Source organism: Dermabacter sp. p3-SID358, assembly GCF_025147465.1.
In the GTDB taxonomy this organism is placed as follows: Bacteria; Actinomycetota; Actinomycetes; order Actinomycetales; family Dermabacteraceae; genus Dermabacter.
Map to the genome: position 1 here is coordinate 13,667 of NZ_JALXOZ010000005.1, position 22,447 is coordinate 36,113.

Here is a 22,447-nt window from a genome sequence, read left to right on the forward strand (position 1 = left end):
CGCATCGAATAGTTATTTATCGACGACACTCCGTGGAGTTCCGGTTTAACGTGTAACGCGAGGCGTTAATGACGTTTCGCGTTACTGGGGGGTAGGTTGAAGAGCGCTGTCTCTAACTCCGGTTTTCGTTCGGCCTCGGTCCGTTCCGCTACCTCGTGTGAAGAATCTGCAAGCGATATCGGGCCGTTGAACTATTAGGTTCACCCACAGTTCCCGTGCCTGCACGCATCGAGAAGGACCAGGTGGTGAACTCGAATGACTCGCCTGGTCCAACGCGTGTGTGCGCTCGGCGCGTGGTTTAACCCTTATAAGACTTGCCGGTCACAGTCTCAGCGTGTCGCTCGTGCAGCCCGCAGGCCGTTCAAAATCACGATGACTTCGGCGACCTCGTGAACCAACACGACGGCGGCCAGGCCCAGCACGCCGCTGATCGCCAGCGGCATCAACACGATGATGATGGCCAGAGACAGCACGATGTTTTGGTTGATGATCCTGCTGCCTCGGCGGGCGTGCTGCAGCGCCTTCGGGATTAGCCGGAGGTCGTGGCCGGTGAAGGCGACGTCAGCGGACTCGATCGCGGCGTCAGAGCCAGTCGCTCCCATCGCTATGCCCACCGTAGCGCCCGCCAGTGCCGGCGCGTCGTTGATGCCGTCGCCGATCATCGCTGTCGGCGTCTTAGAGGAGAACTCGGCGACGATGCTTGCCTTGTCCTCCGGGCGCAGCTCAGCGCGCACGTCGTCGATTCCGGCGATTTCAGCCAGCGCCCGGGCGGTGCGAGTGTTGTCGCCGGTGAGCATGCTTACTTCCACGCCGTTGGCGTGCAGGGCCTGCACGGCTTCGGGCACCTCGGGCCGCAACTCGTCGCGGACCCCGATCGCCCCGGCGAGAGCGTCATCGACGGTGACCAGGACGCAGGTCTGGCCCTCGGACTCCATGCGCTCAACGTCCGCTTTCAGTGGCCCGGCGTCGATCCATCGGGGGCTGCCCACAAGTACCCGTCGACCTTCGACGGTGCCGCCGATGCCATGCCCAGCTTCCTCGCTGATGTCCGAGGCGGTGGGCGCTTCGGGCACCGCTGCCGCGATCGCCGCGGCAAGGGGGTGCGTCGATTGCTGCTCAACTGCCGCCGCGAAGGAAAGCACCTGCGTCCGATCGAATCCGTCTGCCGGGATCACTCCGGTAACCTCAGGCTGGTTGCGGGTAAGGGTTCCGGTTTTGTCCACTGCCAGGTGACGGATGCCGCCGAGTCTCTCGAACGCCGCGCCAGACTTGATGACCACTCCGAACTGGCTGGCTGCGCCGATCGCGGCCACGACCGTCAGCGGCACGGAGATTGCCAGCGCGCATGGCGACGCCGCGACCAGGACCACCAGTGCACGGGTGATCCACGTCTCGGGGTCACCGAGCACCGAGCCGATCACACCGACCAGCACCGCCAGGATCATCACCCCGGGCACTAGGGGTTGGGCAATTCGGTCGGCGATCCGGGCGCGGTCACCCTTCTCCGCCTGCGCCTGCTCGACGAGGTCGACGAGTGTGGTCAGCGAGTTGTCCGTTCCAGCTGCGGTCGTCTCGACCTCCAGCACACCGGCGGAGTTGATCGCTCCCGCGGGTACCTCGTCGCCGGGCGCAACCTCCTCCGGAATGGATTCTCCGGTGATCGCTGAGGTGTCAAGGCTGGAGCGTCCAGACCGAATGATGCCGTCCGTGGCGATCCGCTCCCCGGGGCGTACGACCATAAGCTCGCCAACCTCAAGATCCTTCGCAGCGACCTCGGCCGTCGTACCGTCGCGCAGCACGGTCGCGGTCTGCGGTACCAGCTTCAACAGTGCCCGCAGTCCGCCTTGGGCCCGGTCCATCGCCTTGTCTTCAAGCGCCTCGGCGATCGAGTACAGGAACGCCAGCGCCGCGGCCTCTCCGACGAAACCAAGGATCACCGCGCCGACCGCGCTGATCGTCATCAGCAATCCAATGCCGAGCTTGCGCTTCGTGACAAGGTTCCGGATCGCTCCAGGTGCGAACGTGTACGCGCCCAACGCCAGGCCAAGCCAATACAGAACCGTTGCGGGCGTCTCCAAGTCGGACCAGTCCAGCGCCAGTCCTGTAATGAGGGCTACGCCGGAGAAGATCGGTAGCAGTAGCTCGGGGTCCTTCCACCATGGCCGATCGAGCTCTTCGATCTCCGTGGCGGGTTCGTGTTCGCATCCACATGCTGAACTCATGCGTCCGTTCCTTTCTCGCCGCAGCCGGGCACCGAGCACTCAGTGTCGATGCATGGGGCGTTTTCGTCGACGGCCAGCGTCGCGTTGACCAGCCCGTTGAGCGCTGCCGCGAGATGCGGGTCGGCAATTTCGTAGCGGGTCTTACGGCCCTCCGGCTCAGCGACGACGATGCCGCAATCGCGTAGGCAGGACAGGTGGTTCGAGACGTTCGAGCGGGTCAGATCCAAGCTTTGCGAAATCTCGGCCGGGTAGCCCGGACCGTCGAGTAGGGTCATCAGGATTCGGGAGCGCGTCGGATCAGCCATGGCCCGGCCGAGCCGGTTCATGACGTCGAGGCGCGAAGCAATAGTCAGCATGTGCTAAACAATACAACAGGTGCTGAACTATTCAAAATGCACTGAACTGACAGTTACGCGAAGGTCCTGCGACCTGCAGGAATTACTCGATGGGATAGCAGATGACTGATCCTTTGTGGTTCGGCTGCCACCCAACGCGGGAGCGACGTGGGCGGCGAGGTTCTCGAGAAAGTAACTTTGCAACTACATACCGTCGAGTTCCGGTTCAATGTGTAGCTAGGCCTCGGGGCTGCCCACACAGAACTCGTTGCCCTCTGGGTCCTGCATGATGGTCCACACCAATCCCGGTGCTTCGTGGGTGCCGAGTTCGGTGGCGCCCAAGCCTTTGAGGCGCTCTACTAAGGATTCGCGCTCCGGCCCGCCAACGTCGATATGCATGCGGTTCTTGCCAGGCGTGGGATCGTCAACGCGCTGAAACCCTAGCGCTGGCGTGGAATCAACCATCACGAAATCGCCGTAATCCGCGGCGATTTTGCAACCGGTTGCGGCGGACCAAAACTCGGCGAGCTTTGAGGGATCGTGGCAGTCGAAAGTGATCTGGCGGATCGTGAATTTGGCGTCGCTCATGGTTTCCATTGTGAGGATGGGATCTGACACTCGCAATACCCTGGCGAGCGCATGATCGTTGCATCCAGTAAGAACGCCGGGTTTCTTTGGAGCTATTTGTGATTAGTCGAGCAAGGCGCGGTACTGTTTGCGCGCCTTCATAGAGTGAATGATCGTTTCGGTGTCATCATCCCAGATGAGTACGACGATTTCGAGTAGTCTCATTGAGCCGTCGAACCCGAGGCGCAGCTCCCTTTGAGGATGTTCCTCGTCGAGCGGGGTCTTAAAAACACAGCCTGAAGTCGCGGCAGTAACTGAGTCGTCTGGCTTGATGCCATGTTTCGTGGCGCTCCGGCGTACGTCCATTTCTAAATGGCATTCTTTAGCGCTTCGCGGATTGCCTGAGACCGTGACCATCCGTTTGTAGCGGCATATTCGTCGAGGTCTGATAACTCGCCAGGGGAAAGCCGAATGGAGATCACCTTCGCAGCATCTTCGTTTCGAGGTTTCCTTCCCCGTCGACGAAGTGTCTCTACGTCGTAGCCTTGCTCAGCTTCGGTTACCCACGCATCGATTTGCTCTTCGCTGACTGGCTTCCCGTCGATAGTTTTCATGCAAGTAATCGTAATACGGAAAAGGTTTCTCGGCTAGGGGGAGGCTGCTTTCTTTCGGCGCTCAGCGGAGTTTAAGTTCAGCGTGTAGCTAGGGCGGTAAGGACTCACGGCTTATCAAACACCGTTTCATGCAGACTGTGACCGAATTCGGGGGCGACTCTAATAAGGGATAATCGGTCGAGAGTAGTAATACCAAGGTTGCATTGGAGGACGCAGTGGCACAACGCTCTAGGCTGGTCAACCCCGAAGGGTTCGACGGAAGAGCCTGGTTATCGGTTGAAGAATGGGAGACATATCGTCGGAGGGCAGCGGTTCGCTACCCTCAAAAGTTACGGAATGAGGTCATCGCACGAGACGGGGAGGTATGTAGCATTTGTGGCTCTGATAGTGAGAAACCGATACAGCTCGCGCACCGCATTCCGTTCAAAATGGGTCTGATTGACTTCGGTCTTACACCTGAGTGGCTTGATGGAGTCGATAATCTGCGGCTCGCTCATCAAGGAGCGTGTAACGATTTAGTGGAATGTAGTTTCGGGGAAGTTCCTCAGTTGCTCGTCTCGTTCGGATTGAATCTCCAGGAGAGTCCGGTGGTACGTTCCGGGATTGCAACCCTCGAACAAGTTGATGGCGGGGATGTCGTCGAGTTCAAGTTCAACGTAACCTAAGGCGAGCTAGTGCTAGTTGTGTGACAACACGTGCTGCCATTTACCTTCGCATCTCGCTCGATGCTGCAATGAACGGTCTTGCCATCGAGCGTCAGCGAGAAGACTGTAGAGCCATTGCAAAGCAGCGTGGCTGGACGGTCGTACACACCTATGTGGATCAGTCGATCTCGGCCTCTAAGAAAGACGTGGAACGTCCCGACTACGACGCGATGGTCGCTAGTCTTAAGCGAGGCGAGCTAGACGCGATTATTTGCTAGGACTTGGATCGTCTAACACGACAGCCCTCGCAGCTCGAAGAGTAGATCGACAGAGCGGAAGAGCACGGGTTGAAGCTTGTTACCGCGAATGGTGATGCGGACCTCAGTACTGACGGAGGCCGGATATTCGCGCGTATCAAGGCGGCCGTGGCACGCGGTGAAGTCGAGCGAAAAGGGGCTAGGTTGATCGGTGTGCATCATTCACCCAGGTTCAGGCGCACACGTTTTAATCGCCTGAGCTAAGGATTCGGCGGTCAACGCTGTCGTCGGCGATGTAGCCACGGTGTGGGCAACGATTGAACGGTCGAACAGGTCCATCACCGGTGACAGGTAGACCCTCCTCCATCAGCGACCGGTCGGAGAAGTCCGGCAGCGGGGCACGTTCCTTCTCTGCGTAGATAATCTCGGTTTGGCCTCCTGGTGAGTGGAACTGGAAGGTGCCCCCACGGCGACGGCGTTTCGCCGTCGCCTGAGAAACAGGCCACCAGGGTCACGGCGATGAGCACCGCGGCAACCGCGATGGCGGCTCTGCGGGTGTGTGCTCGGCATGGATTAGATCTCCATATTCCGGGGCGGTGGGGAAGAAGACGGTGTTCTGGTTGTCCCGGAAGACCACAACACCGAGGAAGGTCATCGTGCTGCCCAGTGGGTGGTCTGCAGTGACTCTGCCCACCTCGGCGCTCAACCCTGCTGTGGGGGTTACTCGTAGCGAAGCGAGCTGAGCATCCCGGTTTCCATGTGATAGGCGTTATGGCAGTGAAATGCCCACTCCCCGGGGTTGTCAGCAATCAGGTCGGCGATCATGGTTTCACCGTGGCGGAGAAGGACGGTGTCCTTGCGTAGCCCGCCGCTGCCGGGCAGCGCCCACGTGTGGCCGTGGATATGCATGGGATGGGGCATCATGGTCCTGTTGCGCATGACCATCCGCAGGCGCTGGCTCTCCTGTACGGTCGCGGAGGAGGATTGGCCGTCGGTGAGAATGCTCCATTCATACGGCATCATCTGCCCGCCCAGGTCAATACTGACTTCTCGGTCTGGTGTGCCCTCGGGCAGGAGTGCACGGTCTGCTGGCTTTAGGGAGGACAGAAGCAGTCCGGTGGATGACAACTCGGGGAAGTCGACATCGGGGCGGGGGGCCTGACCGCCAGCGGTGCGGATGACGGCGAAGGCGCGGTCGTCCTTACCCACCGCCAAAGCCGTGAGCGGGAAGATGCCGTCGCCGAGGATGACCTCGACGTCGACACGCTCGCCCATCGACAGGTAGATCGATTCGGTCTCCCAGGGCTGGACAGGGAAGCCGTCGGTGTGGGTGACGGTCATGCGGTGATCACCGAGGGCCACCTTGAAGATGGTGTCACCGCCGGAGTTGATAAACCGCAGGCGGGCCTTGTCGCCCGGTCGAGCTTCGAAGGTCCGATGAGCACGGGGGATACGTCCGTTGATGAGGTAGTGCGGATACATCACATCGCCGGCATCCCCGCCCAGTACCCGGTCCGGGGTGCCGTGCATCATCTGGCCGTGACCTCCCATTCCCATCCTCCCGTTATGGTCGCCCGAACCCATTCCGGTGAGCTTGTCGAGCTCATCGTCGGGAGTGCCCTGAATGCCATCGACCCAGTCGTCGAGCACGATGGTCCACTCGACGTCCTGGTCCTCAGCGTCTTGCGGGTCACGGATGATCAGTGGGGCGTGGAGGCCGCGATCAAGTTGCAGGCCGGTGTGGGAATGGTAGAAGTAAGTGCCACCGTGGGGGACTTCAAAAACATAGGAGAAAGACTCGCCAGGTTCAATGGGGTCCTGGGTCATGCCGGGCACACCGTCGGCTCACCGAGCGCAGTGGGGGTGGGAGTGGGGCGAAGGGAGGGACCTGGTGCCGAGGCAGCGGGTCCAGGGTCGCTGGTGCAGGCGGCCACGGCCCCGGTGCCGGCGAGAACGAGCCCGCCGAGCAGAAACTGTCGTCGGGAAAACGCGTTCGTCAGGATTTAACCGTCCTTGGCGCATGATTTCAGTGACACCGGAGACAGGCGCAGGTGAGGACCCTACTGAGCCATCACGTCAGGCGCAGGTCTGTGACACAGGTGGCACCATCGTCAGTGGTGGAAAACTCCGTGGTGCCGGTACGCCCCTGGTAGCTGACCTCAATCAGGCCGGTGACATCATCGGGAAGCCAGAAGCCAATAAACCCGTTGTCGAAGGTGGTTGTCGCCTCGTCCACCAGCACCTCACCGGTCGCCTCATCGGTGATCGTGACCTGGATATCCTCATTGGCGAGTTCCCCCTGGCAGGTCGTGAGGCTGTGGTAGAAGCAGTCGTGAGTGGAGGTGAGATAGGGTGCGATCGAGACATACGTCTGATTGTCGGGAAGATCGACCACGACTTCCTGGTCATCGCTCGAGAGCAGCAGTTCATCGGCACGCACTGAGGCGATCAGATCCGTGGGACGCTCAGTGACTTTCTGCCGGTCGAGGTGATCAATGATCTCCACCGCGTCCATGTCGGCCAGGCCATGGGTAGTCAGGAATGCATCCTGGGAGACCGTCCCGTCGGCGGTGGGTTCCGGGTCGGCGACCGAACACCCCGTGAGGGCGAGGGCAAGGGCGACGGTTGCGATTGCTGCTCGTTTTTTCACGTCAATCTCCTTGGATCGTGGTAAGACCGTGAGAAGACACCGCCTCAAGGTCGATGCCATACCTTTATCTTGCACGGGTGCCTGACGAACTAGAAATCAAAAACCCTGCTCACAGCCTTATAACAGGGCGAAAAGGGGGTGAATTCGGTGGGCTGGGTCACCACAGGGACACCACCCCACGGCCGTGGGCGATGTCCTTCTACCCGCCCCGGGTATGCGGTGCAGGCAGTGAAATCCCTGGTGGCGCCTGCTGAACCGACCAGGGGAGGCGATGCCGCCGGCCCGGGGTGGGGCACAGGGGTGACGGCGGTCGAGGGGTGATGTTTGAAGATTTGATGAAGATTTCCCCGCCGGACGCTGAGCGAGGGTGGTATTCCCTCCTGGCCAGAGCGATGCTGGGGTCTATGGCTGACCGCACACCGACCACCGCCACGCCCCCGAGGCGGGTGCTGGTCGTCGATGATGAACAACCCCTGGCTCAGATGGTGGCCTCCTACCTCATCCGGGCCGGTTTCGATACCCGCCAGGCGTACACCGGCACCCAGGCCGTGGACGAGGCCCGTCGCTTTTCCCCCGATGTTGTGGTGCTGGATCTGGGGCTGCCCGAACTCGACGGCCTGGAAGTGTGCCGACGGATCCGCACCTTCTCGGACTGCTACATCCTCATGCTCACCGCGCGTGGCAGCGAGGACGACAAGATCAGCGGTTTAACCCTGGGGGCGGACGACTACATCACTAAACCTTTTAGCATCCGGGAACTGGTGACCCGGGTGCATGCGGTGCTGCGCCGCCCGCGCACCAGCATCACCCCACCGCAGGTGACCACCCCCTTGATCGTTGGTGACCTCATCCTTGACCCCGTCGCCCATCGGGTGCGGGTGGGGGAGACGACCGTGGAGCTCACCCGCACGGAGTTCGAGCTGCTGGTTGCCCTGGCCCTGCGCCCCGGCCAGGTGCTGACCCGCCACGACCTGGTCACCGAGGTCTGGGACACCACGTGGGTCGGTGATGAACGCATCGTCGATGTCCACATCGGCAACTTGCGTCGCAAGCTCGGCACCGACACCCGGGGCCGGGGGTTTATCGACACCGTGCGTGGCGTGGGCTACCGGGTGGGGCAGCCATGAATCACGGGCCCGGCCTGACCTTCCGCTTCCTGGCCGCCCAGGTGTTGGTCGTGGTGATTAGCCTGCTGGTGGCCGCGGTCGTGGCCACGATGGTGGGCCCGACCCTGTTCCATGATCATATGTTGATGACCGGCCCGGAGGACCCCTCGCTAGAGCTGTTCCATGCCGAGCAGGCCTACCGGGACGCCAACCTGATCACCCTGGCCGTCGCCCTGCCCACCGCCTTGATCAGCGCCCTGCTGGCCAGCCTGTGGTTATCGCGTCGTCTGCGCACCCCCCTGCAGGATCTCACCCGCGCCGCTACCAGCCTGGCGGCCGGTAACTCCCGTATCCGCGTGCCCGCCGGAGAAGCAGGCCCCGAGGTCGCCACCCTGGCGCATGCCTTCAACACCATGGCCGACCGGCTGGAACACACCGAACAGGTCCGCCGCCAGATGCTCTCTGATCTGGCCCACGAAATGGGCACCCCCTTATCGGTGCTCACGGTCTACCTCGATGGTCTCCAGGACGGGGTCGTGGACTGGAATAATGCCACCCACACGATCATGGCTGACCAACTCACCCGCCTGACCCGGTTGATGGAAGACATCGACGATGTCTCCCGGGCCCAGGAACACCGGATCGATTTGGACCTGGCGGAGGAAGAGCTCGGGGATCTGCTCCATACCGCCGCTGCTGCCGCGGGGAAAGCTTATGCTGACAAAGGCGTCGATTTACAGGTCGAGACCATTACGGACACCGCCTGGGTGCTCGTGGACCGGCAACGCTTCGGCCAGGTGATGAGCAATCTCCTGTCGAACGCGCTACGGCATACCCCGGCCGGCGGGCAGGTCCGGATTAGCGTCCACCGACAGGGGGCCTCCACCGCGCTCATCCACGTCGCCGATGACGGCGAGGGTATCCCACCTGGCCAGCTCGGACACATCTTCGAACGCTTCTACCGGGGGGATGCCGCCCGCAGCCGGGACAACGGCGGGTCCGGTATCGGTCTGACCATCTCCAAGGCATTGATCGAGGCCCACGGCGGCACTCTCACCGCCACCTCCCCCGGACCCGGTCGCGGAGCGGTGTTTGCCCTCCGCCTCCCGCTGTCCCCTCCCGACAGTGAGGAGGCTGCTCGGTGATCACACCCTGCCCCGCGTGAGGGCCGTGCCCTCCATCCATTGAAAATATACCCCAGGGGGGTATACGCTAGCGAGCGTTACCGCATCCCACCGACCCGTAGGAGCTTTCCCATGATCACCTCCCCGCCCCGCCTCTTGCCGATGGCCTCCCACGGCTGCAGCTGTTGCGGACCTGCCTCACGTGCCGACACCGCCTCCATCCCTGCCGCCAGCGACTCGTCAGCAGGAGGGTCCTCCCCGAGCTACCAGGTCACCGGCCTGACCTGCGGACACTGCGCGAAAAGCGTGACCCAGGCCCTTCAGGCCCTCCCCCAGGTCGACGACGTCCAAATTGATCTCGCTGCTGGTGGTGTTTCCACCGTCACGGTCACCGGTGTCGTACCTCCGGAGATGGTTCGCCGGGCCATCGAGGAGGCCGGCTACACAGTCTTGTCCTGAGCAGTTTTACCCATCATCTCGACCCGACCGGGTTGAGCGGAAGGAACGTCATGAGCACTCCCCACCATTCCGACAAGCACCCCGCTCCGGAAACAGACCACGCCTACCACCCGGATCATGCCAGCCACGAACACCACGCAGATGCCGACATCCATGGCCAGACGATGCCCCACGATCACCCGCACTCCGCCCTGAACGAAGACCACCACGTTCATGGTCACGGCGAACATGCCGGACACAGCACCGCAATGTTTCGGGACCGCTTCTGGTGGTCGCTGATTCTGTCCATTCCCGTCGTTATTTTCAGCCCAATGGTCGCCCACCTGCTCGGCTACCACCTCCCGGCATTCCCCGGATCCACCTGGATCCCCCCGGTGCTGGGCACGATCATCTTCATCTACGGCGGAACGCCTTTCCTTAAGGGCGGATGGAAAGAACTGAAATCCCGCCAACCCGGGATGATGCTCCTGATCGCCATGGCTATCACCGTGGCGTTTGTCGCCTCCTGGGGCACCACTCTCGGGCTGGGCGGTTTTGACCTGGACTTCTGGTGGGAGCTGGCCCTGCTGGTGACCATCATGCTGCTGGGCCACTGGCTGGAGATGCGCGCTCTCGGGGCCGCGTCCTCCGCACTTGACGCGCTGGCTGCCCTGCTGCCGGATGAGGCCGAGAAAGTCATCGACGGGACCACCCGCACCGTGGCCATCTCCGAGCTGGTCGTCGACGACGTCGTGTTGGTGAGGGCCGGTGCCCGGGTGCCGGCCGACGGAACCATCCTCGACGGAGCCGCCGAATTCGATGAGGCGATGATCACGGGCGAATCCCGTCCCGTCTTCCGCGACACAGGCGACAAGGTGGTCGCCGGTACCGTGGCCACCGACAACACCGTCCGCATCCGGGTGGAGGCTACCGGCGGGGACACCGCCCTGGCCGGGATCCAACGCATGGTTGCCGACGCCCAGGAGTCCTCCTCCCGGGCCCAGGCCCTGGCGGATCGGGCGGCGGCGTTGTTGTTCTGGTTCGCGCTGATCTCCGCTCTGATCACCGCGGTGGTGTGGACGATCATCGGCAGCCCGGACGATGCCGTGGTGCGCACGGTCACGGTGCTGGTCATCGCCTGTCCGCACGCCCTGGGCCTGGCGATTCCGCTGGTCATTGCGATCTCCAGCGAGCGGGCCGCGAAATCCGGGGTGCTCATCAAGGATCGGATGGCGCTCGAGCGGATGCGCACCATCGACGTGGTGCTCTTCGACAAAACCGGCACCCTGACCGAGGGTGCGCACGCGGTCACCGGTGTCGCGGCAGCTGTCGGCGTCACTGAGGGCGAGCTGCTGGCCCTGGCCGCCGCCGCGGAGGCCGACAGCGAGCACCCCGTGGCCCGCGCCATCGCGGCGGCCGCGGCCGCCCATCCCGAGGCCTCCCGTCGGCAAATCCGTGCAACTGGTTTCAGCGCCGCCTCCGGCCGGGGGGTCCGGGCCACTGTCGATGGCGCTGAGATCCTCGTGGGCGGGCCGAACATGCTGCGCGAGTTCAACCTCACCACCCCGGCCGAGCTCACCGACACCACCAGCGCCTGGGCCGGGCGTGGGGCCGGTGTGCTCCATATTGTCCGCGACGGTCAGATCATCGGTGCGGTGGCCGTCGAGGACAAGATCCGCCCCGAATCCCGCGCCGCCGTGAAAGCCCTGCAGGACCGCGGGGTGAAGGTCGCGATGATCACCGGCGACGCCCAGCAGGTGGCCCACGCTGTCGGTCAGGACTTAGGCATTGATGAGGTCTTCGCCGAGGTCCTGCCCCAGGACAAAGACGCCAAGGTCACGCAGCTGCAGGACCGGGGTTTGAGCGTGGCCATGGTCGGTGACGGTGTCAATGACGCCCCCGCCCTGACCCGCGCGGAGGTCGGTATCGCCATCGGTGCCGGCACGGATGTGGCCTTGGAATCTGCCGGGGTGGTCCTCGCCAGTGATGACCCGCGGGCAGTGCTGTCGATGATTGAGCTGTCCCAGGCCAGCTACCGCAAGATGATCCAGAACCTTATCTGGGCCTCTGGCTACAACATCCTCGCCGTGCCGCTGGCCGCTGGAGTGCTCGCCCCGATCGGATTCGTGCTGTCCCCGGCCGTGGGCGCGATCTTGATGTCTGCCTCGACCATCGTGGTGGCCCTGAACGCCCAGCTGTTGCGCCGCATTGATCTGGATCCGGCTCACCTGGCTCCGACCGAGTCGAAGGAGGAACACACCACGCCTACTCCGGCATCCGGTGCCGTCCACTGATCCACCACTTCTCTCCACTGCCCCCATATGACCCTGAACGGCTCCACCATGAAGCGCCCCCTTGTTCTTTCCGCTCTCGCCGTGGCCTCCACCCTGGCGCTGGCCGCCTGCGGTGAGGCCACCGAGTCAGGCAACACCGACGCCACCATCTCGGCCACCAGCACTGCGACGACTACCGCTGAGACGACCGAGACCACCACGGCGACGACTGAGGCGGACGGGGAGATCTCCGCCGATCACAACGACGCGGACATCATGTTTGCCCAGATGATGATCCTTCATCACCAGCAGGCCGTGGAGATGAGTGAGATGCTCCTGGCCAAGGAGGGTATCCCCGCCCAGGCCGTGGAGTTTGCCCAGGGGGTTATTGACGCCCAGGGACCGGAGATTGACCGGATGAACGCCATGCTCGAAGCCTGGGGCCAGCAGCCGGTCACCGACTCTGGGGGCATGGGGACCATGGACGAGATGGGTGGAATGGATCACGGCGAGATGGGTGGCATGGATCACGGCGAGATGGGTGGCATGAGCGGGATGATGAGCCAGGAGGACATGACAGCCCTTGAGGAGGCCCAGGGCACCGAGGCTGCCCGTCTATACCTGGAGCAGATGACCGTCCACCACGAAGGTGCGGTCGACATGGCCCGTTACGAGGTTGCTGACGGCCAGAATCCCCATGCGATCACCCTGGCCGAACAAATTATCAACGACCAGGAGGCCGAGATCGCCCAGATGCAGCAGATGCTCACCGCCCTATGACAGGTCCCCGTCTTTTTCTGATCCCGAGGACAGGCATCTGAAAAAGAGGGATAACCGTGACGATTGCCACCTGCTGTGGGCGATGGGTCGTTGTCACCGCAGCGGGTGCACCGGGGTGGATGTTTTTTCTCCCTCTGGTCGCAAAACTGAGGAAGGGAAAGCTCCTGTGTCCAGACCCTTGGAGGACTACGCATTATTGTCCGATACTCACACGGCCGCCCTGGTCTGCCGGCAGGGCAGCATTGATTGTTGGGGGTGTCCCCCGAGTCGTGGAGACGGCGTTGGTGTCGAGTTCCGGTTCGACGTATAGCACTATTGAAGACGTGCTATGGATCTCCATATCTCGCTCGATGCTGCAACGGTTGGTCTTGTCCTCGAGAGAGAGCGCGAGAGATGTGGCGTCATTGCCCAGCTGCGTGTCTGGTTGGTCGGGTCTATACGTGGATTAGTCGATCTCGGCCTCTAAGAAAGATGGAGACCGTCCTGATAACGACGCGCTCATGCGTTGGGACTGATACCGCCTCAGACGACAGGCCGCATAGCTCGACTACTGGATTTCGATTGCGACGATACCCGCGACTCGCCGGTGGTCTACGGAAGCAGAACTCGAGTGCTCGCACCGTCATGATTGGGCGGCTACGCCCTTGAGGTTGAGATTCTCAGGCTCAGTTCAAGCCGGCTCGTTCGGCCAAAACCTGGGCCGTCACCGAGCGTGAATCCGGATGCATACCCTGCTGAGCGACTGCTGCCGGCGTCCCGGTGGCGAGGATCTTGCCGCCCTCGTCGCCTGCTCCCGGGCCGACGTCGATGACGTGGTCAGCCTGCGCGACCACCCGGAGGTCGTGCTCAATGACGACCACCGTGGCGCCGTCGTCGACCAGGCGACGCAGCTGGGCGAGCAAAAGATCAACGTCCGCCGGATGGAGCCCTGTCGTCGGCTCGTCCAAGAGGTACAGGCTGTGCTTGCGGCTGGTGCCGCGTTGCATTTCGGTGGCGAGCTTGATGCGCTGCGCCTCCCCGCCCGAGAGTTCCGGGGATCCCTGTCCCAGCCGCAGGTAGCCCAGGCCGAGTGCGTGCAGAAATTCGACGGTGCGCAGAATCCTCGGCTCCTCGACGAAGACCTCGAGCGCCTCGTCCACGGTGAGTGCCAAGATATCGGCGATGCTGCGGCCGCCCCACTGCACCTCAAGGATCTCCGGCTTGTAGCGCTTTCCGTGGCAGGCTGGGCAGGTGGTGTACGTGCCGGGCAGGAACACCAGCTCAACCTCGATGCTGCCCGCGCCATCGCACTCCGGGCAGCGGCCCTTTTTCGTGTTATAGGAAAAGTCCGACACCGACATGCCCCGCCTGTTTGCCTCAGGTGTGTCAGCAAACAGCCTGCGAACATGATCGAAAAGACCCGTGTAGGTCGCGACGGTGGAGCGCACCGTACGCCCGATCGGCTTCTGGGTGATGTGAACCAAACGACGGATGCTATCGATCCCCGTTGCGCTCTCCACCCGGAAATCCCGGGTCGGGTCGGAGCCTGCCGTGATGTCAGCATCCGGATCCTCGTCCGAGACCTCGTCGGCGCCGACCACCTGCTTAGCCGCGCGGGATGCCACGTCGGCCAGCACCCCGGTGACCAGGGTGGATTTGCCGGAACCGGATACCCCCGTGACTGCGGTGAGTGCCCCTAGCGGGAAGTCCACATCGGCCCCGTCGAAGGCACGCGCGTGCACGCCGCGAAGGGCGATGGATTCACCACTTCCGGCCGGGGCGTCCGTCAGCTCGGGGAAGTCCTCGTTGAGGGCAGTAGCGGTGGGCGAGTCCAGCTGCTCGGCGTTGGCGCGGAACTGGTCAGTGGGGCCGGAGAACACCAGCTCCCCACCGCGTTCACCGGCGCGAGGGCCGATATCGACGATCCAATCGCATTTCGCCACCAGCGACATATCGTGCTCCACGAGAAGCACCGAATTGCCCGCGTCGATGAAGCGTTGCAGCAGCTCGGAGACCGCCTTCCGCTCCACGACGTGCAGGCCTGCCGAAGGCTCATCCAGCACATAAGTCGTGCCGAACAAGTTCGAGTTCAACTGGGAGGCCAGCCGCAGGCGCTGGTGCTCACCCGCGGACAAGCTGCGTGCTGGACGGGAGAGGCTCAGGTGCCCCAGCCCCAGCTCGATCGCTGCGCGCACCGTGGGCAGCACCTGATCTAGCAGTAGCTCTTCGGCCTCGTCGTGCTCGTTCCACTGCTGTTTCGCGATCCCCGCCAAGTGATCGAGGCGGTCTTCCAGCACACTCAGCAGGTCCTTCAATGCCAAGTCGTTGAATTCGTCGATGGCGTAGCCGGCGTAGGTGACCTTCAAGGTGTCCGGCTGGAAACCGCGGCCCTCGCACACCGGGCATATCGATGAATTCATGAAAGAGAGCACTCGGCGGCGGGTCTTATCCGATCCCGTCTCCGCCAGAGAGTCAGTGAGGTAGGTGGCGACCGAGCGCCATCTGCCTTGATATGACAGATGTACGGCGTTTTCGTCCCGAACCGGGTGGACGGTGACCACCGGCTGTTCGTCAGTGAACAGGATCCAGTTGCGATCCTCTTGCGGAATGTCCCGCCACGGAACGTCGAGCGGATAGCCGAGGGCACCAAGGATGTCCCGGAAGTTCTTGCCCAACCACGCTCCCGGCCATGCCGCGATCGCGCCGTCCCGGATAGACAGGCTGGGATCCGGCACCATCGACTCTTCCGTCGGCCGGTGTATGGTCCGGGTGCCCTGGCACTCGGGACACATGCCGGTGGTGGTGTTAGGGGAGAAAGCGTCGGAGTGGAGCCTGCCGTATTCCAGCCGCTCGCGCATGCCGTCCGGGTAGCTGCCGGAGCGGGAAAAGAGCAGCCGAACACTATTCGAGATATTCGAAATCGTGCCCACCGAGGAGCGTGCCCCACCCAGGGAGGTGGACTGCTGTAGGGCCACCGTCGGAGGCAGGCCCGTAACCGACCCGACGCGCGGGTTGACCGCGCCACCGATGAGACGTCGTGCGAAGGGCGCGACGGACTCCAAGTAGCGACGCTGCGCCTCCCCATGGATGGTGCCGAAGGCCAGGCTCGACTTGCCCGAACCCGATACGCCGGTGATCGCCACGAGCGTATCCCGGGGCAGGTCGACGTCGATGTGTTTCAGGTTGTGAAGGTGCGCATCGCGCACTCGGATCATGGGATCGTGACCCGCAGGTGCCGTAGTGCGTGGTGCCGGGGGCTCGGACGTGGAGTGGGTCATGGTCGCTACTCTACCTAGCAAGCTGCGCCCTGGTCGGCGGCGCCTTGCCAATGGCAGTCGCGGGCGGCGCGTGGCCTTCCTGTCGTTCTAGACCTGAGACCGGGAAGGCTCCACGATCAGCGCGAGTCCCGCATCGAGGTCTGCCAGCAACTGCTGAGTCGAGTTTTTCGGGCCGTTGAGGTAGTCGATCGTGAGCCCGTTGACGAGTGCCGTGACCAAGCGAGCTCCTTGTTCAGGCGATAGTCGGCTGCTCAAGCTCTCATGCCGTTCAGCTGCCGCAAGCCCGTTGCTTACACGTGCTCGGAAGCGTTCCACTTCGGCGTCGTATAAGTCGGCTAGCCATTCGCGTGTGGAAGCGGCGGCGCCCACGATAACCCACACTGCAGCGTCTTCACGCTGGACAGGACCAATCGGCAGGAGCTCGGCTAGGCGGCTGCGGATGACCGCGTGAAAGTCTGTCGCGTCGGTCTCTCGGAGCGCCCGCGACTCCTGCCGCTGAATAGACCGCATGAATGCTTTCGCGATGATGTCGTCCCGCGTTCCCATCTGATACTGGACAGTCCCGGGTGCGACCCCCGCCTCTGCCGCGACATTGCGAACACTCAAGGCATCGAGGCCCTGGTTGACCATCACTCGAATAGCAGCGTCGGCGATCAGTGCCGCTGTGCCGGTGAAGGGGATGTTGGGGTCAACGGGCATGAGTCTCCAATCTTGCGTGACCCAAGTGCTGCCAGCCGTTCGTTGCCTGGTTGCATCTCACTGAAACGTTCCATACGATCGTATCAATCGAAAAGTTCGTACAAATGTATGGATGTGGAGTCTCCTTCATCGTTCCGCAAGCTGAGGAGAGCATTCCCATGGCCGCGATTTCCGTACCTGACCATTGGAGAACGTCATGTCAGACTTTCTAGCCCTCGCTGGTCTCGCGCTCGTCGATAGCTTGAGCGTAGGAACTCTTGCATTCCTATTGCTCTCATTTTTGTGTGGCGTCGAGTCCGTTTCGGCCTGTTGGGTGCATATCTCACGACGATTGGTGGAGCCTACTGCGGTCTCGGCATTGCTTTGCTGTTCGGTTTTGAAGCGGTAGTGCAGCGTTTTTCTGGAGTCGCCGAGGCCGATTGGTTCCGATGGGTGACTCTTGTTTTAGGTGTGGGGCTTTTCCTTTTTGGGGTGGCCGCCCCAAACCCTAAAAAGCAAGCAGCCAAGGGGTCTGAACCGGTCGAGCAGTCGTCTGTGGCGAGTGTCGACGCCGCTGCCACGTGGCATGAAGAATTGAGTGCACCTGAACGGGGGCCTGCCTCTGAAGCAAAACCAGGCACCGCTGCCGCAACTATTACCTCTGCCGCTGCGCTTCCTGACGCCGATGTCCGGGAGGGTCGGGCATTTCGCCTCGCTCGGGGTGTTTCGCTGACTGTGGGCGGTATGGTGGCGTTGGCGTTGGGAGCCGCCGTTGTAGAGGCGGCCACGATGTTGCCCTATTTGGGTGCGATGGGGATTATCCAGTCCATGTCAGTGGGGGTGTCCAGCAAGATTGCACTGATTGTGGGTTACTGCGCCGTCATGATCTTGCCAGCGATTCTGATGAGCGTCATCGCGGGCGTCGCGGGGCCCGCTATTTTTCCGCGGCTGGAGCGTGCCATTGGCCGGCTGGAGTACGAAGCCAAGGTGACACTGCTGTGGATCGCGGCAATCGTTGGTTTTTATATGGCGTACAGGAGTGCGGTGCGGCTTGGGCTGATGGGCTGAGCGGCAGGTAGCAGTGCAATACGGTCCGCCTTCGTCGACGCCTCCTTCTTAGGGGAGGGGCATGGGGGAGCTCGTGCGGCGTGAGTAGCGTGCCGTCGATAACTACCTACAGCAGTACTCGGTAGAGACGTAGAAAGTAGCCGTTGAGTTCGCGGACTTTGTTGCCGGTGAGCCAACTAACCGCCCCAGGTGAACGGCGCGTAAGTCAGTAACTCCCAAACATGTTGCGCTGCGGTTTTGGCTTAACGCCTCCCATGCAGCTCGCTCGATTGAGGCGAGCCGTCTGGATCAAACCACCGGGGGCGGATATCGAGTCCGGTTTCCGACGGCTGACGCAACGATGATCGCCACGGAAATGCCGGGTGTGAACGAATTAAGTAAGGTTAGTCTTGCTTAATTGTGGTACGGTTTTCGGCATGGAGTCAGAGCCCCCATATACCGCGGTTGACGTTCGCGTCGACGCCGTGTGCGACCTGTGTCCCTCGATGCGTCGAGTCACCCTGAGTGGAGAAGGGCTTAGGAAGGCTGCTCCACTTTGCCTCGACCGTCGGATCAAGCTGGTGCTGCCCCGATACCGCGGTGATGCACTGGAGGACATCCCACGTACCCCGGACTGGTATGCCGGCCTCGTGTCTTTACCGCCACTTGATCAGCCGTCCCTGAGGACGTACACGGCACGCGCCATGCGTCCAGACAGGGCTGAGCTCGACGTCGATGTGGTGCGTCACGGTATCAGCGGCCCTGCGGGTCGTTGGATCGAAACCGTGGCTGTTGGCGATCGGCTTGTCGTTGCCGTCCCCCGCGCCGAGGTCGAGGGGATTGACACCATCGGCTTGGCTTGGCGTCCGGGCAGTGCCAAGAAAGTCCTGGTGGTTGGCGACGAAACCGCGGCACCGGCGATAGCGAACATCGCTGCCTCCCTGGCCCCAGATGCCGTCGGCACCATTGTGGTTGAGATGCCGACTCTCGAGGATACTTGGCCTCTCACTGCCCCGCCCGGGGTCGACGTTAGAGTGCTGTGCCGCGAAGGTGAAGCGCCAGGCAGTCTGCTCGAACGTGAACTTCACACGCTGACATGGCCGCCCGAAGCGCCTAAAAGTGTCACTGTTGGTGACCTTGACGATGTCGCGGGAGTCCTGTGGGAGGAACCCGTCAGAGAGGCCGACGGCGAGCATTTCGCCTGGTTGGCAGGCGAAAAAGGGGCTGTGCAACGTATGCGCCGCTTCCTCGTACGCGAACGCGGCTGCCCCCGCGATCGGGTGGCCTTCATGAGCTACTGGCGTCAAGGGCACGCCGAATCCTAACCATCCCGGCGCGACCGCGTCGGTCTCGCATAACCCCTAAAGGAACATCAGAAATGTACCCCTCAGATCAGCGTCTCAGCATGCCTCGTCGCGGGCTGCTCGCCCTGGCCGGAGCCTTCTCGCTGTCTGCCGTCACCGGTTGCGGCAGTAACCGTTCGAGTGCTGGGTCAACGTCCACCGAAACCGCGTCGGCGGGCAGTTTCCCCGTTGTGATTCGCCATGCCTTGGGATCCACGACCATCAAGCAGGCGCCTCAGCGAATTGTCACCATCGGGCAGGGCGCCACTGAGGCCCTCATCAGTATGGGGGTCTACCCGGTTGGCGTTGAAACCTATGCCTGGGGAGCTGACAAGGATGGACATCTACCCTGGAACCGAGAAGCCTTCGAGAAGGCAGGACGGCCCCTTCCAGCTCTATTCGCCGGCGGTGAGCAACTCGACGTCGAGGCCATTGCGGAGCTCGAGCCCGACCTGATCCTCGCTCCATGGTCAGGGCTCACCCAGAAACAGTATGACCAACTGACCGCGTTCTGCCCGACTGTCGCCTACGAGAAATCCGCCTGGACCACTACTTGGGACGGCGAGATCCGCATGGTGGCCAAGGCGCTGGGGCGCCCCAGCGACGGCGACAAAGTCATTAGCGACCTCAAGAAAACCCTCGCCGACACTGCTGCTCAGCACCCACATTGGGAAGGCACGACCTTCAGTTACATCTACACTGAAGGCCAGGGAACGCTTGGCATTTTTCGTCCCACGGAACAACGCGTGGCCTTGATCAGCATGCTCGGCCTGACGGTCGACCCAATTGTCGATACCATCACGGCCAACGATGGGTCCGATTGGGCGCTCATCAGCCTCGAGAATGCCGATAAGCTCAAGGATTCTGACCTCATCTTCACCTTTCATTTGGATGCCGCGACCAAGAAACAGGCCACCTCGCAGCGGCTCTACTCGTCCATCCCTGCCATCAAGCGTGACAGCGTGGTGGCCCCGACTGACCCGCAGCTCGTCACAGCGATCAGCATGATCAACCCGCTCACCGTGCCGTGGAGCCTTCCACGTCTCACTGATCTCATCGACCAGGCCGTCGCGAAGGTGACGGACTAACTCTTGCTGGCTCGTCGACGTACTCTGGTCGCCACCGCTCTCGTGGCGGTGGTGCTCGGTATCACCTGTGTGCTCAGTCTTGCTCTGGGCAGTAAAGCCATCGGACTCCGTGACCTGGCGGAAGCCATCCACAGTGGCGGCGATCCCCACGTGCGGGAGGTGCTGGCAGCACGTGTCCCACGCACCTTGTGCGGGCTGGTTGCGGGCGCTGCCCTCGCCAGTTCTGGCGCCGCGATCCAGACAGTCACTCGTAATCCCCTCGGGGATCCGGGGGTTCTGGGGCTGACAAGTGGTGCAGCAGCTGGAATCGTTACCGTCACGTCGATCCCCGGGCTCGCTGGCCTCCAGCTCGTCGGGGGAGCCTTCGCCGGAGCAGCGGCGGCCACGGTTGCAGTGATGGTACTTGGCAGTTTCGGGCGTGGCACCGATGCCACCAGGTTGGTACTCGCCGGGGCGGTGACGACAGCCGTCGCCGTTGCCTACTCGCAGGCCGTGAGCCTACGCCACAAGGCAGCCTTTGACGCGTTGCGCTATTGGTCAGCGGGATCGCTGGCGGTAGGCGACTTCCTCGATTGGTGGCCCGTGGTGGTGATCGCAGTCGCGGGCGCGGGGCTCTTCGCCGTGGGACGTGGGCTGGATGCCGTGGCTCTTGGCGACGAAGTTGCCGCGGGCCTGGGACACCATCCCGCACGTGTGCGCGCTCTCACTCTTACCGCGGTGGCTCTGATGACCGCGGCCGCGACAGCGATTACTGGCCCTATCGTCTTCGTCGGTCTCGCTGCACCGCACTTGGCCCGACGATTCGCTCAAGGCTCGGCGCGTGCGCTCATCGGGTTGTGTTGTCTGATTGGGCCGGTACTCATGCTGCTGGCTGATGTGATTGGACGCCTGGTCCTGCGTCCTGCTGAGGTACCTGTTGGAGTCGTGACCGCACTCTTGGGTGCGCCTTTGCTGCTCGCAGTAGTCCGCCGCTCACGAGGCGTGCTGTGAACGCGGCCCCTACCTCCCTCGCCGCGAATCAGGACCGCGCCGCCCGTCTCGCCCAGCGCAGCCGTACCCGGCATGTCCTCGCGGTGGTGATTCTGGTGGTGGCTCTAGTGGCATCCTGCGCGTGGACGCTGGCCGTTGGCAGGCTCGGCACTCCCATTACACGTCAACCGCAAGCTTTGCTCGATCTCCTCACCGGACGCGGGAGCCTCGCTCTGACGACACTGCGCGGGCCGCGCCTTGCCGTGGCGGTCGGGGCGGGTGCGGCGCTGGGACTGGCAGGAGCATTATTTCAGCGCGCTACTGCGAATCCACTCGTCACTCCCGATGTCATTGGGATTACCACCGCAGCTGGAGCTGGGATGGCGGTGGCGAGTGCGCTCAATGTTCCGACCAGTCTGGGCGCGCTGGGTGGTGCCCTTGCGGCCGGCCTCATCATCCCGTGGGCCACGACAACAGGCTTCCGTAATCCCGGCGCGGTGATCGTCGCAGGGATCGGTATTGCAGCGGCCTCCACCGCGTTGACGCAGTTTGTCTTGGTTTTCTCGCGCCAGTCCGAGGCCATGGCTCTCGCGGCCGCACTCACCGGGTCGCTGACCGCGCGAACCTGGGGTGATGCTCTGGTCGTCTGGTCAGTGCTCCTCCCGCTGGGGCCGGTGGCGCTGGGGCTGCGTGTTGACCTCGATCTCATCAGCCTTGGCGACGATGCGGCTCACGGTCTCGGATCGCGCCCGGCCAAGACGCGTTCTTTCGCGCTATTAGTGGGAATTCTGCTGACTGTGGGCGCGGTGGCAGCAGCAGGCCCGCTCGCCTTCGTGGCGCTCACTGCCCCTCATTTGGCTCGTGGATTGACCGGGCGGCCGGCGATGGGATCCGCTGCGTTAGTCGGCGCGACGACGGTGTGCCTGGCTGATCTCGCCGTTCGACACGTGGCATTCCTGGCCGGGCTTCCCGTGGGTGTACTCACAGCCCTGATCGGCGGGCTTTTCCTTGGCGCGGTTCTCATCTCACAAATCCGGGAGGGCACACTATGACCA

Annotated in this window: 18 protein-coding genes and 1 pseudogene; 11 read left to right on the forward strand and 8 right to left on the reverse strand. The window is 62.7% G+C overall.

Annotated elements, in window-relative coordinates:
- Window positions 1–329: 329 nt before the first annotated feature.
- From M3B90_RS03515 to M3B90_RS03530, 4 genes are all read right to left on the reverse strand, one after another.
- A complete protein-coding gene (locus M3B90_RS03515) occupies window positions 330–2,222 on the reverse strand; it encodes a cation-translocating P-type ATPase (RefSeq protein WP_259888659.1) in 1,893 nt (630 codons plus the stop codon).
- Window positions 2,219–2,578 carry a helix-turn-helix transcriptional regulator gene (locus M3B90_RS03520; protein WP_259888660.1) on the reverse strand — a complete coding sequence of 120 codons (360 nt, stop codon included), beginning with the start codon at window positions 2,576–2,578 and terminating at the stop codon, window positions 2,219–2,221. Before M3B90_RS03520 ends, M3B90_RS03515 begins: the two co-directional genes overlap by 4 nt.
- A 216-nt stretch (window positions 2,579–2,794) precedes the next feature.
- The gene (locus M3B90_RS03525; RefSeq protein WP_259888661.1) at window positions 2,795–3,145 is read right to left on the reverse strand and encodes a VOC family protein; all 351 of its coding nucleotides are present in this window, start codon (window positions 3,143–3,145) and stop codon (window positions 2,795–2,797) included.
- Between the two features lie 347 nt (window positions 3,146–3,492).
- On the reverse strand, window positions 3,493–3,738 hold the full coding sequence (locus tag M3B90_RS03530) for a ribbon-helix-helix domain-containing protein (RefSeq protein WP_259888662.1): 246 nt from the start codon (window positions 3,736–3,738) through the stop codon (window positions 3,493–3,495).
- Window positions 3,739–4,423: 685 nt separating this feature from the next.
- On the opposite strand from M3B90_RS03530, the gene M3B90_RS03535 reads away from it, so the two are divergent.
- Window positions 4,424–4,660, forward strand: coding sequence for a recombinase family protein (locus tag M3B90_RS03535; protein WP_259888663.1), 237 nt, complete (start codon window positions 4,424–4,426; stop codon window positions 4,658–4,660).
- A gap of 699 nt (window positions 4,661–5,359) precedes the next feature.
- Here M3B90_RS03535 and M3B90_RS03540 read toward each other — a convergent pair.
- Both M3B90_RS03540 and M3B90_RS03545 read right to left on the reverse strand, forming a co-directional pair.
- Window positions 5,360–6,639 (reverse strand): annotated as a pseudogene (locus M3B90_RS03540) (multicopper oxidase domain-containing protein).
- 71 nt (window positions 6,640–6,710) lie between these two features.
- Complete coding sequence (locus tag M3B90_RS03545) at window positions 6,711–7,289, reverse strand: CueP family metal-binding protein (protein WP_259888664.1); 579 nt, start codon at window positions 7,287–7,289, stop codon at window positions 6,711–6,713.
- Between the two features lie 404 nt (window positions 7,290–7,693).
- Between M3B90_RS03545 and M3B90_RS03550 the strand changes: the two genes are divergently transcribed.
- From M3B90_RS03550 to M3B90_RS03570, 5 genes are all read left to right on the forward strand, one after another.
- The gene (locus M3B90_RS03550) at window positions 7,694–8,416 is read left to right on the forward strand and encodes a response regulator transcription factor (protein ID WP_259888734.1); all 723 of its coding nucleotides are present in this window, start codon (window positions 7,694–7,696) and stop codon (window positions 8,414–8,416) included.
- Window positions 8,413–9,540, forward strand: a complete 1,128-nt coding sequence (locus tag M3B90_RS03555) for a cell wall metabolism sensor histidine kinase WalK (RefSeq protein ID WP_259888665.1) — start codon at window positions 8,413–8,415, stop codon at window positions 9,538–9,540. Before M3B90_RS03550 ends, M3B90_RS03555 begins: the two co-directional genes overlap by 4 nt.
- 111 nt (window positions 9,541–9,651) lie before the next feature.
- Complete coding sequence (locus tag M3B90_RS03560; RefSeq protein WP_005276120.1) at window positions 9,652–9,978, forward strand: heavy-metal-associated domain-containing protein; 327 nt, start codon at window positions 9,652–9,654, stop codon at window positions 9,976–9,978.
- 50 nt (window positions 9,979–10,028) lie between these two features.
- On the forward strand, window positions 10,029–12,251 hold the full coding sequence (locus M3B90_RS03565; protein WP_396122446.1) for a copper-translocating P-type ATPase: 2,223 nt from the start codon (window positions 10,029–10,031) through the stop codon (window positions 12,249–12,251).
- 48 nt (window positions 12,252–12,299) lie between these two features.
- Window positions 12,300–13,010: a DUF305 domain-containing protein gene (locus M3B90_RS03570; RefSeq protein WP_311199936.1), complete on the forward strand. Its 711-nt coding sequence runs from the start codon at window positions 12,300–12,302 to the stop codon at window positions 13,008–13,010.
- Between the two features lie 665 nt (window positions 13,011–13,675).
- Here M3B90_RS03570 and M3B90_RS03575 read toward each other — a convergent pair.
- Both M3B90_RS03575 and M3B90_RS03580 read right to left on the reverse strand, forming a co-directional pair.
- A complete protein-coding gene (locus M3B90_RS03575) occupies window positions 13,676–16,267 on the reverse strand; it encodes an excinuclease ABC subunit A (protein WP_396122447.1) in 2,592 nt (863 codons plus the stop codon).
- 87 nt (window positions 16,268–16,354) lie between these two features.
- Window positions 16,355–16,966 (reverse strand): TetR/AcrR family transcriptional regulator, encoded by a 612-nt coding sequence (locus M3B90_RS03580; protein ID WP_016664144.1) that lies wholly within the window; start codon window positions 16,964–16,966, stop codon window positions 16,355–16,357.
- A 309-nt stretch (window positions 16,967–17,275) separates the two neighbouring features.
- Here M3B90_RS03580 and M3B90_RS03585 point away from each other — a divergent pair, with 309 nt between their 5' ends.
- The 5 genes from M3B90_RS03585 (at window position 17,276) to M3B90_RS03605 (ending at window position 22,444) form a co-directional block, all read left to right on the forward strand.
- Entirely contained in the window at window positions 17,276–18,013 is a 738-nt protein-coding gene (locus tag M3B90_RS03585; RefSeq protein WP_259888667.1) for a GAP family protein, read from the forward strand.
- Window positions 18,014–18,498: 485 nt separating this feature from the next.
- Window positions 18,499–19,317, forward strand: a complete 819-nt coding sequence (locus M3B90_RS09660) for a siderophore-interacting protein (protein ID WP_396122449.1) — start codon at window positions 18,499–18,501, stop codon at window positions 19,315–19,317.
- 53 nt (window positions 19,318–19,370) lie between these two features.
- Window positions 19,371–20,423 carry an iron-siderophore ABC transporter substrate-binding protein gene (locus M3B90_RS03595; protein WP_082738637.1) on the forward strand — a complete coding sequence of 351 codons (1,053 nt, stop codon included), beginning with the start codon at window positions 19,371–19,373 and terminating at the stop codon, window positions 20,421–20,423.
- Window positions 20,424–20,474: 51 nt separating this feature from the next.
- Window positions 20,475–21,413 carry an iron ABC transporter permease gene (locus M3B90_RS03600; protein WP_167337134.1) on the forward strand — a complete coding sequence of 313 codons (939 nt, stop codon included), beginning with the start codon at window positions 20,475–20,477 and terminating at the stop codon, window positions 21,411–21,413.
- Complete coding sequence (locus tag M3B90_RS03605; protein WP_259888670.1) at window positions 21,410–22,444, forward strand: iron chelate uptake ABC transporter family permease subunit; 1,035 nt, start codon at window positions 21,410–21,412, stop codon at window positions 22,442–22,444. Before M3B90_RS03600 ends, M3B90_RS03605 begins: the two co-directional genes overlap by 4 nt.
- The last annotated feature ends 3 nt before the right edge of the window (window positions 22,445–22,447 follow it).

Excerpts from the sequence above, each read along its gene's own strand:
- M3B90_RS03515 (WP_259888659.1), bottom strand. The coding sequence starts at position 2,222 with ATGAGTTCAGCATGTGGATGCGAACACGAACCCGCCACGGAGATCGAA.
- M3B90_RS03520 (WP_259888660.1), bottom strand. The coding sequence starts at position 2,578 with ATGCTGACTATTGCTTCGCGCCTCGACGTCATGAACCGGCTCGGCCGG.
- M3B90_RS03525 (WP_259888661.1), bottom strand. The coding sequence starts at position 3,145 with ATGAGCGACGCCAAATTCACGATCCGCCAGATCACTTTCGACTGCCAC.
- M3B90_RS03530 (WP_259888662.1), bottom strand. The coding sequence starts at position 3,738 with ATGAAAACTATCGACGGGAAGCCAGTCAGCGAAGAGCAAATCGATGCG.
- M3B90_RS03550 (WP_259888734.1), top strand. The coding sequence starts at position 7,694 with ATGGCTGACCGCACACCGACCACCGCCACGCCCCCGAGGCGGGTGCTG.
- M3B90_RS03555 (WP_259888665.1), top strand. The coding sequence starts at position 8,413 with ATGAATCACGGGCCCGGCCTGACCTTCCGCTTCCTGGCCGCCCAGGTG.
- M3B90_RS03560 (WP_005276120.1), top strand. The coding sequence starts at position 9,652 with ATGATCACCTCCCCGCCCCGCCTCTTGCCGATGGCCTCCCACGGCTGC.
- M3B90_RS03565 (WP_396122446.1), top strand. The coding sequence starts at position 10,029 with ATGAGCACTCCCCACCATTCCGACAAGCACCCCGCTCCGGAAACAGAC.
- M3B90_RS03570 (WP_311199936.1), top strand. The coding sequence starts at position 12,300 with ATGAAGCGCCCCCTTGTTCTTTCCGCTCTCGCCGTGGCCTCCACCCTG.
- M3B90_RS03575 (WP_396122447.1), bottom strand. The coding sequence starts at position 16,267 with ATGACCCACTCCACGTCCGAGCCCCCGGCACCACGCACTACGGCACCT.
- M3B90_RS03580 (WP_016664144.1), bottom strand. The coding sequence starts at position 16,966 with ATGCCCGTTGACCCCAACATCCCCTTCACCGGCACAGCGGCACTGATC.
- M3B90_RS09660 (WP_396122449.1), top strand. The coding sequence starts at position 18,499 with ATGCGTCGAGTCACCCTGAGTGGAGAAGGGCTTAGGAAGGCTGCTCCA.
- M3B90_RS03595 (WP_082738637.1), top strand. The coding sequence starts at position 19,371 with ATGTACCCCTCAGATCAGCGTCTCAGCATGCCTCGTCGCGGGCTGCTC.